11 protein-coding genes are annotated in these 12,127 nt (G+C 42.4%); 7 read left to right on the top strand and 4 right to left on the bottom strand.

Annotation, left to right across the window (positions count from 1 at the left end; genetic code table 11):
- The first annotated feature begins 83 nt into the window (after nucleotides 1-83).
- The 6 genes from basC to I8J31_RS16780 all read left to right on the top strand — a co-directional run bounded on the left by basC (nucleotide 84) and on the right by I8J31_RS16780 (nucleotide 7,737).
- Nucleotides 84-1,430: a putative histamine N-monooxygenase gene (gene basC / locus I8J31_RS16805; RefSeq protein ID WP_199469744.1), complete on the top strand. Its 1,347-nt coding sequence runs from the start codon at nucleotides 84-86 to the stop codon at nucleotides 1,428-1,430.
- Nucleotides 1,431-1,715: 285 nt separating this feature from the next.
- Nucleotides 1,716-2,657: an ABC transporter permease gene (locus I8J31_RS16800; protein WP_199469743.1), complete on the top strand. Its 942-nt coding sequence runs from the start codon at nucleotides 1,716-1,718 to the stop codon at nucleotides 2,655-2,657.
- Nucleotides 2,654-3,604 carry an iron chelate uptake ABC transporter family permease subunit gene (locus I8J31_RS16795; RefSeq protein WP_199469742.1) on the top strand — a complete coding sequence of 317 codons (951 nt, stop codon included), beginning with the start codon at nucleotides 2,654-2,656 and terminating at the stop codon, nucleotides 3,602-3,604. Before I8J31_RS16800 ends, I8J31_RS16795 begins: the two co-directional genes overlap by 4 nt.
- Nucleotides 3,601-4,359 (top strand): iron ABC transporter ATP-binding protein, encoded by a 759-nt coding sequence (locus I8J31_RS16790; protein ID WP_199469741.1) that lies wholly within the window; start codon nucleotides 3,601-3,603, stop codon nucleotides 4,357-4,359. The genes I8J31_RS16795 and I8J31_RS16790 overlap by 4 nt, the downstream gene beginning before the upstream one ends.
- A gap of 12 nt (nucleotides 4,360-4,371) precedes the next feature.
- Nucleotides 4,372-5,349, top strand: coding sequence for a siderophore ABC transporter substrate-binding protein (locus I8J31_RS16785; RefSeq protein ID WP_199469740.1), 978 nt, complete (start codon nucleotides 4,372-4,374; stop codon nucleotides 5,347-5,349).
- 156 nt (nucleotides 5,350-5,505) lie between these two features.
- On the top strand, nucleotides 5,506-7,737 hold the full coding sequence (locus tag I8J31_RS16780; RefSeq protein ID WP_199469739.1) for a TonB-dependent receptor: 2,232 nt from the start codon (nucleotides 5,506-5,508) through the stop codon (nucleotides 7,735-7,737).
- Nucleotides 7,738-7,902: 165 nt separating this feature from the next.
- On the opposite strand, the gene I8J31_RS16775 is transcribed toward I8J31_RS16780, so the two are convergent.
- The 4 genes from I8J31_RS16775 to I8J31_RS16760 form a co-directional block, all read right to left on the bottom strand.
- Nucleotides 7,903-8,607, bottom strand: coding sequence for a 4'-phosphopantetheinyl transferase family protein (locus tag I8J31_RS16775; RefSeq protein WP_199469738.1), 705 nt, complete (start codon nucleotides 8,605-8,607; stop codon nucleotides 7,903-7,905).
- A gap of 85 nt (nucleotides 8,608-8,692) precedes the next feature.
- Nucleotides 8,693-9,451: a 2,3-dihydro-2,3-dihydroxybenzoate dehydrogenase gene (gene dhbA / locus I8J31_RS16770; RefSeq protein ID WP_233402862.1), complete on the bottom strand. Its 759-nt coding sequence runs from the start codon at nucleotides 9,449-9,451 to the stop codon at nucleotides 8,693-8,695.
- The gene (locus I8J31_RS16765) at nucleotides 9,448-9,597 is read right to left on the bottom strand and encodes a hypothetical protein (protein ID WP_199469737.1); all 150 of its coding nucleotides are present in this window, start codon (nucleotides 9,595-9,597) and stop codon (nucleotides 9,448-9,450) included. The genes dhbA and I8J31_RS16765 overlap by 4 nt, the downstream gene beginning before the upstream one ends.
- Nucleotides 9,594-10,769, bottom strand: coding sequence for an isochorismate synthase (locus tag I8J31_RS16760; protein ID WP_199469736.1), 1,176 nt, complete (start codon nucleotides 10,767-10,769; stop codon nucleotides 9,594-9,596). The genes I8J31_RS16765 and I8J31_RS16760 overlap by 4 nt, the downstream gene beginning before the upstream one ends.
- Before the next feature lie 247 nt (nucleotides 10,770-11,016).
- Here I8J31_RS16760 and I8J31_RS16755 point away from each other — a divergent pair, with 247 nt between their 5' ends.
- Nucleotides 11,017-12,114 (top strand): ABC transporter substrate-binding protein, encoded by a 1,098-nt coding sequence (locus I8J31_RS16755; protein WP_199469735.1) that lies wholly within the window; start codon nucleotides 11,017-11,019, stop codon nucleotides 12,112-12,114.
- The last annotated feature ends 13 nt before the right edge of the window (nucleotides 12,115-12,127 follow it).

Raw genomic sequence — 12,127 nt, 5'->3', positions numbered from 1 at the left:
TTCAAAGAGAGCTACTACGTAATTAGTTTATCGCGCATCAATTTTTTTGAAGAACAATGACTATATTGGAGACTTATTTAAGTATGGATACACAAACAACGGACATTACAGCTATTGGTATCGGCCCATTTAACTTAGGGCTAGCGGCATTACTGTCTAACAAAACAGATATAAAATCAGCCTTTTTAGAGCGCAAACCTGAGTTTCATTGGCATAAAGGGCTGTTGTTATCTGGAACTACATTACAAGTTCCATTTTTTGCTGACTTAGTCACTATGGCCGATCCTTGCCATCCGTTAAGCTACTTAAATTATTTACATCAACATGATCGATTACATCAGTTTTATTATTATGAAAATTTCTTAATACCCCGAATTGAGTATAACCACTACTGTCGCTGGGCCGTCGAGCAATTACCAAGCTGCCATTTTGGCGAGAATGTCATGCACGTCTCCTATGACAAAAATCATGATAATTTCATCATTGATAGCGAACTGGACACGGGACAGAAAAAACAATATATCAGTCAAAACCTTGCTATTGGTGTTGGCACTAGACCTAATTACCCTAAATGGCTAAAAGATTGTAATCATCCTTTAGTTAAGCACGCAGCTGAATTTTCTCATCTACAAGAGAAGTTACAGCAATGTCAAAAAGTCACCGTCGTTGGCTCAGGACAGAGTGCTGCTGAATGCGTGTTAGCTCTCTTTAGGTCTCTTACTGCCGAACAAGTTGAAAGCGGTGCTTCAATTCGTTGGATTACTCAATCTGCGGGCTATCACCCCATGGAGTATTCGAAGCTTGGTCAAGAATGCTTCACACCCTCTTATATGGATTACTTTCAAAGCATCCCAAGAGATAAGCGACGTGAAATTGCTGCCGATCAGGGCTTATTATTCAAAGGCATCAGCTTTTCAACTATTGCTGATATCTACGACCTTCTATATGAGCGCTCAATTGGTGGTCAAAAACCAGGGCTGTTATTAAACCCCAATTGCAAAGTTGTCTCTATTGAAGAGAACGACCAATCGGGTTGGCTACAGATAAAATGCTTACACACACAATTAGATCAAACCTTCATTTTAGAAACGGATGCCGTTATTGCTGCAGTAGGTTATGTTCACGATTGGCCACAATGGTTAGAGCAATTTAAAGGCTCTATTTTAGCAACCGATGACAATAATGACTTTATTGTACAACAAGATTTTACCGCACAAAGGTGTGATCAAGGTTCAGGAAAGATTTTTATACAAAATGCAGAAATCTTTCAACAAGGTGTCGGCTCCCCAGACTTAGGCATTGGTGCTACTCGAAACTCGGTCATTATTAACCAATTAGCTAAACGAGAAATATATCGAACGCCAAAATCCTCCTCATTTCAACAATATGGCATTCCTGAGGGAGCAATCCTAGATAAGCAAAGTGGTTAAGGACAGCGTAATCAAATTGGAAAAAGAGACCGATTTAACTTTTTCTGGTTAGTACATTAGTAAAATATATGGGATGGATTCTTTCTTCAGGTTACTCAGTTAAACCCTCCCAAGTCGATATTGGCAAAATTGAAACTTTAGTCATCCCGCATTAACCCGCAGTCTGGCTAAAGTCATGATTGTTAGAAGTTTTAACGTTGTACATAACACGACTAGCCGCTCTTTTATAACAAGAGTTCTGATTGTTATGTTTAAAATTTTACCTTCAAGTGAAGCATATTTCTCATGATGTTACGGTTATCTGGTTTATTTGCCATGCTATGCATCGCCTCTCTTATGATTGGCGCTCAGCAACTAGTCTGGTCTGATGTATTCGATTCTTCTAAAAGTGCATGGTTAACCTTAACGGCAAGCCGCATACCACGCTTAGTTGCATTAGTACTAACAGGAGTAGGCCTATCTGTTAGTGGTGTCATCCTACAGCACATTGTCCGTAACAAATTTGTTGAACCCGCTACCTCTGGTGGTTTAGATGCGGCAAAACTTGGGGTTTTGGTTGCGTTGACCATGCTCCCGGGGGCCAGCACGAGTAGTAAAATGCTATTCGCTATGGCTTTCTGTTTTGCTGCAAGCCTGCTTTTTATTGCCATCATTAGCCGTATTCAATTTAAAAATACGGTACTGATCCCTGTTCTAGGATTGATGTATGGCAGCGTACTGAGTGCAATAGCAGAGTTCTATGCCTATAAAAATAACATTCTGCAAAGTATGCAAGGTTGGTTGTTAGGCGACTTTTCAAGAGTCGTTCAGGGTCATTACGAGCTTATTTATATTATCTTGCCCATCATCATACTAGCCTACCTTTATGCCCACCGCTTTACAGTACTTGGTATGGGCGAGGAGATGTCTACCAGTTTGGGGCTAGGTTATGCTTCAACAGCCGCATTAGGGCTCATACTGGTTGCCGTAACCGTGGCAGCATCGGTAATCACTATCGGAGCCATCCCCTTTGTGGGCCTCGTGATACCCAATTTAGTCGCGCTAAAATACGGTGAAAACTTATCACGAACCTTACCTATCGTTGCCTTAGGTGGCGCTTGCCTATTGCTGCTTTGTGATATTTTTGGACGCTTAATCCTTTACCCCTTCGAAGTCCCTATTGGCCTTACCGCAGGTGGCGTAGGCGGCGTAATGTTCCTTATATTGATCATGAGGGGCGCTAGATGAACACTACTGTAAAAATTTGGATCACCTCAATACTCATCCTAGTATTAGCGCTTACCTTCTTATTGATAGGGTCAGGGTTAGATTTTGACTATTTAATTCCCAAGCGTTTACTGCGCCTAACCACGATTGTACTAGGGAGTATTTGCTTAGCCTTTTCAGCCATTTTATTCCAAACCATTGTGGGAAATCGTATTTTAGCCCCTTCTGTGATGGGCTATGAGGCTGTCTATTTATTATGGCAAGTACTCTTGCTCTCCATTCTAGGTGCCCATGGGCTAGCTATGCTGAGCGTCAATGGCAACTTCCTAATATCCATCGCCCTAATGCTTGTGTATTCATGGGCACTTCATTACTGGCTTTTACCCCGCTGTAAAAATGACGTCTATATGCTGCTGCTGTTTGGCTTAGTGTTGACCATGGTGCTCGGCACAGCCACACAATATATCCAACTTAGTATTAGCCCTGGTGAGTTCTCAATCTTTCAAGGACTGAGTTATACCTCATTCAACAGATCTAACCCTGAAACACTACTCTATGGTGTCCTAACCGTCGCCGTCGTGCTGTGGATTGGGCGCAAGACATTGCCAGTGTTAGATGTGCTGTCACTCGGTCGCGAACAGTCCATGTCTCTTGGGGTAAACCATCCACAATACGTCCGCTTATACCTCGCTTTAATTGCCATACTCGTTGCTGTTTCCACCAGTTTAATCGGCCCTACCGCCTTTATGGGAGTGTTCATTGCCAACATAGCGTACGCACTTGCGGGCAGTAATAAGCACAAAGTCATATTACCTATAGGGTGTGCCGTTTCTATCATCATATTTTTAGTGGCCCAGCTCTTTGTCGAGCATGTATTCAACTATAAAACCAGCGTTAGCATTCTTGTTAATCTTGTGTGTGGTATCTACTTCCTCACACTGATTGCTCGTACTAGAGGGACCTCATGATTACCGTTCATAACCTCCATAAAGACTATGGAAAAAAGTCTGTACTTACCAATGTCAGCCTAGCGTTTCCAAAGGGCTGCATAACCTCATTAATTGGGCCTAATGGCGCCGGAAAATCCACGCTATTAATGATGATGGCAAAATTGTTGGAACCCAGTAGTGGCCATGTATCCTTTGATGGTCAAAACATAAGTGATATCCGTACTGCCGAATACGCTCATCATGTTGCCACACTGCGTCAATCGCCAGGTTTTAATCTTCGCCTGACGGTAGAAGAGCTGATCTCCTTTGGACGCTTCCCCTATAGCCGTGGCTCCTTAACGAAACAGGATAGCCAAATCATTGATGAGGCCATTGATTTTTTGGCCTTAGAAGATTTGCGTCATGCTTATTTAGATGAATTAAGTGGCGGCCAACGACAAATGGCCTTCTTGGCCATGACCATTGCTCAACAAACCGATGTTTTGCTACTAGACGAACCCCTAAATAATCTTGATATGAAACATGCCGTGCAAATAATGCAAGCCTTACGTCGTCTATGTGATGAACAGAAACGAACCGTCATTTTAGTTATTCACGATATTAATTTTGCAGCCAATTATTCTGATCATATCGTCGCCCTAAAAAATGGCGCTCTTAGCTTTAGTGGGCCAGCAGAACAAGTCGTGACAGAAACAAACTTAGGAAACCTATACGAACTTAATTTTGAAATTATTCGTAGCAAACGTGGTTGTTTATGCAACTACTTCAATTAAAAGGAGAAATATATGAGCTTAAATAAAGTAGGCTGGGCTTGTGCTCTCGCCATTTTAGTGGCTACCACATTGCAAGGCTGTGAAGAAAAAACGCTTGAAAACCAGCAAGTTTCACAAACTCTTGAAACGCCGATCACCATTAAACATGAGCTTGGAACGACAGTCATTGATAAACGACCACAGAGGGTTGCCGCACTTGATATGAACGAGGTGGATTTTTTAGATCAGCTAGGTATTCCAATTGCTGGCATGGTGAAAGACTATGTTCCACATTACCTTACCCAGTATAAAAATGATCCAAACGTACAGGATTTAGGCGCTATCGTTCAGCCCAATATGGAACGTGTGCATACACTAAAACCGGACCTCATTCTAATGACACCACTTCATAATGCTATTTATAAAGAACTAGCAGAAATAGCACCGACCCTACACTTTGATGTGAATTTCAGAAATAGTCAGAGCCAACATGTCGTTACCGTAGAAAATCACCTATTAACGCTAGGAAAAATTTTTGATAAAGAAGAATTAGCTCAAAAAAAAGTGGCGCAGTTAGAGAGTAAAATTAACGAAGTGCGAAATATTACAAAAGACCGCTCTGAAAAGGCGCTTATCGTTCTGCATAACAACGGGGCTTTTAGAAATTTCGGGCAGCAATCACGCTATGGCTTTATCTTTAATGATTTTGGCGTGAAACCTGCCAATACAATGACAGAAACCACGCTACATGGTCAGCCTATTTCCAGTGAATTTATCCAACAAGCGGACCCCGATATTATTTATATTGTAGACCGTACAGCCGTTATGGAACGTCGTTCTGTTATAAATTCTGATGACGTTAGCAACCCACTGCTTCGCCAGACAAAAGCATGGAAAAATGGCCGTGTCATTTTTGTTGATGCGGATGCTTGGTACATTGCAGCGGCAAGTCCAACGTCAATAAAAATCATGCTTGACGATGTTAGGAAAGGCTATCAAAGCAATTTTTAGTCACCATTTAATACCAGAAACACAAGTAAATAATAACTTAATTAAAAACCAACAAGGGTGTTTTTAATCCATAAATACTAACGATTATTGTTAGTGCTTATGCTTTTACTACTACCTTTAAATGTAATCTTTAATCAAAACAATAGGATGTTTATTATGTACCCACTTCAATACCCAAATGATAAAAGTAATAGCGAACAGGAGAACATACAAAAAAGTCTACCTTTTGCACGTAACACTCTAATGTCAGCAAAAAATACACTCTCTTTAGGTATGACTATTGGAGCAGTATTTGTATACAGCTCCTCTACTTATGCACAGGAAGCGAGTGACGAAAAGACGGCTGCTCTTCCAGAAATTACGGTAGAGGGCGCGCGTGAAGAAAATCCAATTTATTCCGCTACTGATGGACAAATTCTGGAAACAAATCACGCTGGATTTTTGGGTAATAAAGATGCTTTAGACACCCCGTTTAGCGCTATTAGCTATACAGATAAATTTATCGAAGACCAACAAGCCACAGATATTACTGACATCATAAGCGCCACTGACGCTTCTATTCATAGCAACAATATCAGTGGAGAAAGTCGTGAAAGCTATTCTATCCGAGGTTTTACCTCAGACAGTAACGATGTCACTGTCAATGGCTTAACCGGTATGGCGCCTCATTTCCGCAGTGCCACGGAAATGTATGAGCGTGTTGAAGTATTAAAAGGCCCATCCGCCATGCTCAATGGTATGGCACCCAATGGCTCTTTGGGTGGTTCCATTAATCTAACAACCAAACGAGCAGGTAATGACCCACTAACACGATTAACGACCCAATATGTATCAGACTCACAGCTGGGCGGACATTTAGATGTGGGCCGTCGCTATGGTGAAAATGAACAATTTGGCGTCCGAATTAACGGCGCTTACCTTAGTGGTGACGGCACCATAGACTCTCAAGAAAAAGAGTCAGAATTAGGTTCAATAGCACTAGATTGGCGCGGAGAGCGAGTTCGACTATCTGCTGACTTTTATCGTACTGAAGAACAGGTCAATGCTCCAACTCGGGGGGTAAATATTGCTACAGGTATTGATATTCCAAGCCCGCCAAATACAAATACTTTATTGAACCCAAGCTGGGCTTACTATAATTCAGAAACGAAAGGGATAATAACCCGCGGGGAATTTGATATAAATGAGCAACTGACCGCTTATGCTTCTATAGGAATGACTAAATGGGATTATGCAGGGCTCAGTGCGGATCGAGCAACAATATCTAATTCAAATGGAGACATAAATAACCCCCTTGGGTATGTGGACGATGATAGGAAAAAAGTTTCTATGGAAATGGGACTCAACGGCCATTTCCAAACAGGAAATGTAAACCATCAAATAGCGGCAAATCTAACCCGCTATGAAGAAGAAGCCAATCAATACGGTACGAGGTTTGCTAGCACATTTTCTACTAATATTTATAATCCAGTATGGGGCGCAGCGCCTGATTTAGACTTAAATGCCCCCTTACTCACGACAACAGAAACCACACTGTCAAGCTATGGACTAGCGGATACATTATCTTTCATGGATGATAAATATCAACTGACTTTAGGGGCACGCTATCAAGAGGTCAAAACTGAACAAACGGGGGGACTATTATCAACAGGTGCATTATACGATGAAAATGCTATAACACCATCTGCGGCACTACTGGTTAAATTGACCGATAGCGTGTCTGCCTATGCTAATTACATAGAAGGGCTAAGTAAAGGGGCGACAGCACCAACAAGTGCAGACAATGCCGGTGAAATATTCTCCCCTTACAAGACTAAGCAAAAGGAAATTGGTCTAAAGCTAGATAATGGTGACTTTGTTCATACTGTTAGTCTTTATGAAATTGAAAAACCTGATAGCTATACTGACACCGACACTAATATCTTTGGATATTATGGAGAGCAACGTAACAGAGGTGCTGAATGGAGCTTTTTTGGCTCACCCGTTGAAAATGTGCGCCTAATGGGTGGTGTGACCCATATTAACGCTGAAATAACAGCGGCGAGCGATAGCAATACTGAAGGCAATCAGGCTGCTGGTGTTCCAAAATGGCAGGCTAAGCTCGGAGCAGAATGGGATATGCCTCATATTCAGAATCTGACGGTAATCGCTAAGGCCAATGCTGTCTCTAAACAATATCTACAGAATGACAATGTGCGATCCTTACCGGGCTACACCATATACGGGTTAGGAGCGCGCTACTCGACGACTGTTAATACAATGCCTTTAACCATTCGAGCCAATATCGATAACTTAATGGACAAAGCGACTTGGTCAGCAGCAAGTTATAATGATCTAGGCCTTGTTGAAGGCCGTACGCTAACGCTTTCAGCAGCGATGGAATTTTAACGACAGAAAAACGCCTAGGTTCTAAAATGAAATAGGCGTTTTGCATTTTCCAGTAACCAGTCATTTCAATAAGACACCTACACTAGGTAAAAAAAGGCGAATCCGTGAGGATTCGCCTTTTCTAGTAATGCATGATTGTCAGGTCGCAAAAAAAGAACAGTGTCTCTACCAATAAGCCCAAGTCAGTAAATTTCCGTTTTGCTCTATAAAACCAGCTTTTATTAAAAACCCGCTTTGCACTTGATCACTTAAATCTCGTTTTATTTGCAAGCTGAATTGGTTTTGGCTGTCGCTTTCAGCACCAATGAGCTCTGCATCGAGGAAATCAAAGAACTCTCCAACAATGGGATAAAGTGCTTTGTAGAGACTTTCCTTTAATGAAAATAAGAGCAAGGTCGCTAAAGGCTTTTCTATAGACCCCCCTTCATTAAGGTCACTCAACAGCTGAAATTCCGACGCTATTCCTATCATGTCAGAAGCATCTAACTGGTTGGCGCTGGCGATTAACTCTATGTCTATGCCAATACCTTTGACAATGCTTTGTGACTTAGAAAGTAACACGGCAACAGCTTGGCTATCAGTATGAGAAAGGCTGCCAGTATAGTCGCTCGGCCAAACAGGTGAGCCACCTGCAGCTTTGACAATAGGGACAGTTGGCACCTTCAAACACACCTGTGCATCACGTACCGCCAGTCGCCCTGCTAAGAAGGTCTCTTTGCGTTTACTTCGCCACTTTTCGTAACCCGTGGGCTTGACGATACTCGCTTCGCTTTCGGAGCCTATCAAGCTCCCCGCTTTAAAAATAAAGTGACTGACATTTAAAAATCCAAGCCCAGTAAGGTGTATTTGAGTTCGATGATAACTATTCATTGAATCCATATCCCTATAAAAAAGCTCGGTATGATGGTCATACCGAGCTTTTTTTATACTTTAAAGTGTTTTGTTGTGCTAGCAATTAGGCATTTAAGGTTGCCCCGCCGTCTGCCACCACATCCTGCATGGTAATATGGTTCGACATAGAAGACGCAAAGAACAATACCGTTTGCGCAATATCGCTCGGTTGCGCAATTTTACCAAGGGGAATACCCAGTTTATATTGCTCAGGAAAACCCTTTATGGTGTTTTGCTCTGCTTCGTCACTGGTCCATAACAAGCGTTGCATTGGCGTGTCTGTAGAACCAGGGCAAACCACATTACAACGCACGCCATAGGACGCCAGTTCTAACGCAGCAGTATGGCTTAACGCTGACAAAGCGGCTTTCGATGCACAATACGCAGCCATGTTTTGTCGCGGCACCTTGGCGGCATTCGAGCTAATAGTCACTATCGCACCATGCTGCTGGCTTTTGAAGCTCGGCATGGTGTGTTTGATCATCAAAAACGCCCCACCCGCATTCACATTAAAACAATGTTTAAAATCTTCAAGGCTGGTTTCTTCAACGCTGCCTAAACGCAATATGCCCGCACCATTTACCAGCACATCCAATACCGGAAAATTAGTAAACGTTTGCTGTACCGCTTGCTTCACCGATTTTTCGTTGCTGATATCTAAAACAACACAATCAAAACCATAGGCACTTTCATCAAACATCAGATCAAAGCCGATGACTTTTGCACCCAATTCGGTGAACTGATTCGCCACCTCTAAACCAATACCTCTACCAGCACCAGTTACCCAAACGGTTTTACCTGAAAAATCGAGAGGATTAATCATGCTGCTGTCACTTTTTGATATTGAATACGTGCATTCGTAAGAAGTACATTGTCGATCAGGTCCTCCAATGGGCGATCCGTCCAGTAACCTTTTTCACGATAAGTTTTCGCAAAGGCTTCTGGCCACGGTGTATAGGCAATACTCATATCACGCCTTCCTTTATTCCAAATGCATTAATCATAGTGCGCATTTTTGCGCTGGTTTCTAACCATTCACTTTCCGGCGTTGAATCGGGAACCACACCGGCGCCAGCAAACAGTTTTACCTTATTAGCAGACACTTCCGCACAGCGTATGGCAATCGCCCACTCTCCATTACCTTGGGCATCACACCAGCCAACAAGACCACTAAAAAAGCCTCGTTGATGAGGCTCTAGCGTCTCAATATGATCTTTAGCAAGTAAGGTTGGCGTACCACACATAGCAGGAGTTGGATGCATACTCTTGATGAAATCAAAAATAGAGAATTCATTATCAGCCGCCAGCGTCGCCTCAATGTGGGTGGATAAATGCCACATGGTTGGCGTCGAGATAAGACTTGGCTCGGCCTCTATCTTCATACTTTCTACTAATGGCATCAATGAAGATCGAATGGACTCAACCACCAAGCGATGTTCATACTGATCTTTTACTGACTGAGCAAGCGTCTCCGCGGCTTGTCGATCAGCCTCGGCATTTTGTAGTCGCTTGGCTGATCCGGCTAGTGGATTAGAAAATATTTTGTTTGCTTGTTTTCTAATAAGTAATTCTGGGCTGGCGCCAATCAAGACGCTGTTTTCAAGCGGCATACTAAAATGATAAGCCTTAGGGTTCTGCCCCATAATATTGGCGAGTAAACGAGGAATATCGACTGTTTTATCCAGAGTGAGGTCCAATATTTTAGACAATACTACTTTTTTTAGACTCTCATTTTTAAAAGTAGCAAGCGCCTGTTCAATCATTCCTAAGAAGGGCTTATAGCTTGGCGTGAAACTTTGCTCTGCCACCTGATGGGAGAAATCCTTATCAACAAATGGAGACAAGCTAGAAGCAAATGGTGTCACCCGTTCCGACAATTCTGGTGCAATGAGCGCTACGGGTTGATTCATATCAAACGGAATCGCGCCAACCAGAATAGGATTAGGGTTTCCTTTGCTTGTCTCTTGTTTAAAGAGGTTCTGTACTTCTTGATTGAAATTTGGAGAAAGAATCGGCAACGAAAGACGCTGACTAAGACCACGCGCACGCACAAGGTTAACATTCGAATTAAACAAAAACATGTCCGTTTTAGACTGACCAGATGCCGAAGAAGCAGCATAGTCTGGAAAGGTAATATCCATACACACCTCACTTAACGATAATGATTATCAATACCATATTTTAATAGATGATAATCAATTGCATTAACGTTGGCTAGTGGATTGTTATAATTTCCTTAGAATAGTAAATAACATACGGCCATAAAAGCACACTCCTTTAATTATGGTTATCAACTGCATCTTTCATATCAATAAATCTCTTGCTAATTTTTTCCCCGTCAGTATGATGCCAAACAAAAATCATTCTTAATTGAAAAAGGTTGTTTAAATGAACTTTCGTACTCTTCTTACCCTAGTAGGCTTAACTATTTTCACTGGGGCCACACAAGCAAAAGTGGAAGTTATTAATGACGTGTTAGGAAGACAAGTCGACGTTGATGTACCAGCTAAACGCGTTATTTTGGGCTTCTATGCCGAAGACTATATGGCCATTGGCACTGAAAAAGCCTTCGATAATGTCGTTGGTTTATCGCTAGATACTTGGAAGGGCTGGCGTCCTGCAAGCTGGGATCTTTATACAAACTACCGCCCTTCTCTAAAAAACATTCCTGATGTGGGTGAAGTAGAAGCGCAAACTTTCTCTATCGAAAAAGTCTTAAGCCTAAAACCAAGTGTGATTCTATTAGCCGATTGGCAGTTTAAAGGCCTTGGTATGGATGTCGACCGTTTAGAAGACGCAGGCATTCCTATTATAGTGGTTGACTACAATGCGCAAACACTAGAACGCCATATAAAAAGCACTCACATTATTGGCCAGCTAACAGGGCAAGAAAAACGTGCTGAGCAAATCGCCTCTGAATACCAGCAAACCATTGAATCGACTCGACAACGTATAAAAGAAGCTAACTTGCCTAAGCCACGTACCTATATAGAGTTTGGTAATAAAGGCCCAAGCCAATACAGCTTCACCTATGGCAAAAACATGTGGGGCGCTATGGTAACCGCCATGGGCGGCGACAACATTGCCGCCCCTTTCGTTGAATGGTGGGGGCCGATGAACCCTGAACAAGTATTGGCCTCTAAGCCTGAAGTGGTTTTCCTATCCGGTACGGAATCTGGCGTAAAAGGCGAAGCACTTCCTATGGGCCAAGGCATTGACCGAAAACTCGCGCTGTCTCGCTTACGTGGTTTCGAAACTCGTGCTGGATGGCAACAAATGCCAGCCGTAGAAAATGGCCGAGTACATGGTATTTACCAAGGCGCATCCCGTTCCATTTTGGACGCGCCTATGGCTCAGTTCCTAGCGAAGGCCATGTACCCAAGCTTGTTCAAAGACGTTAATCCAGAGCAAGAGTATTTAAACTTCTATAAAAAATACCTACCCGTTACACCAACAGGTACTTTTACCGTCAACATCACTGAGTAATATATTACTCAAC

This window comes from Marinomonas transparens (genome assembly GCF_016463975.1).
Lineage (GTDB): Bacteria > Pseudomonadota > Gammaproteobacteria > Pseudomonadales > Marinomonadaceae > Marinomonas > Marinomonas transparens.
Note: the sequence above shows the minus strand (reverse complement) of the source record. Positions and strands in the feature narration are given on the sequence as shown.

Bases quoted from the DNA above. Each gene is read 5' to 3' on its own strand.
- basC (WP_199469744.1), top strand. From the start codon at position 84: ATGGATACACAAACAACGGACATTACAGCTATTGGTATCGGCCCATTT.
- I8J31_RS16800 (WP_199469743.1), top strand. From the start codon at position 1,716: ATGATGTTACGGTTATCTGGTTTATTTGCCATGCTATGCATCGCCTCT.
- I8J31_RS16795 (WP_199469742.1), top strand. From the start codon at position 2,654: ATGAACACTACTGTAAAAATTTGGATCACCTCAATACTCATCCTAGTA.
- I8J31_RS16790 (WP_199469741.1), top strand. From the start codon at position 3,601: ATGATTACCGTTCATAACCTCCATAAAGACTATGGAAAAAAGTCTGTA.
- I8J31_RS16785 (WP_199469740.1), top strand. From the start codon at position 4,372: ATGAGCTTAAATAAAGTAGGCTGGGCTTGTGCTCTCGCCATTTTAGTG.
- I8J31_RS16780 (WP_199469739.1), top strand. From the start codon at position 5,506: ATGTACCCACTTCAATACCCAAATGATAAAAGTAATAGCGAACAGGAG.
- I8J31_RS16775 (WP_199469738.1), bottom strand. From the start codon at position 8,607: ATGAATAGTTATCATCGAACTCAAATACACCTTACTGGGCTTGGATTT.
- dhbA (WP_233402862.1), bottom strand. From the start codon at position 9,451: ATGATTAATCCTCTCGATTTTTCAGGTAAAACCGTTTGGGTAACTGGT.
- I8J31_RS16765 (WP_199469737.1), bottom strand. From the start codon at position 9,597: ATGAGTATTGCCTATACACCGTGGCCAGAAGCCTTTGCGAAAACTTAT.
- I8J31_RS16760 (WP_199469736.1), bottom strand. From the start codon at position 10,769: ATGGATATTACCTTTCCAGACTATGCTGCTTCTTCGGCATCTGGTCAG.
- I8J31_RS16755 (WP_199469735.1), top strand. From the start codon at position 11,017: ATGAACTTTCGTACTCTTCTTACCCTAGTAGGCTTAACTATTTTCACT.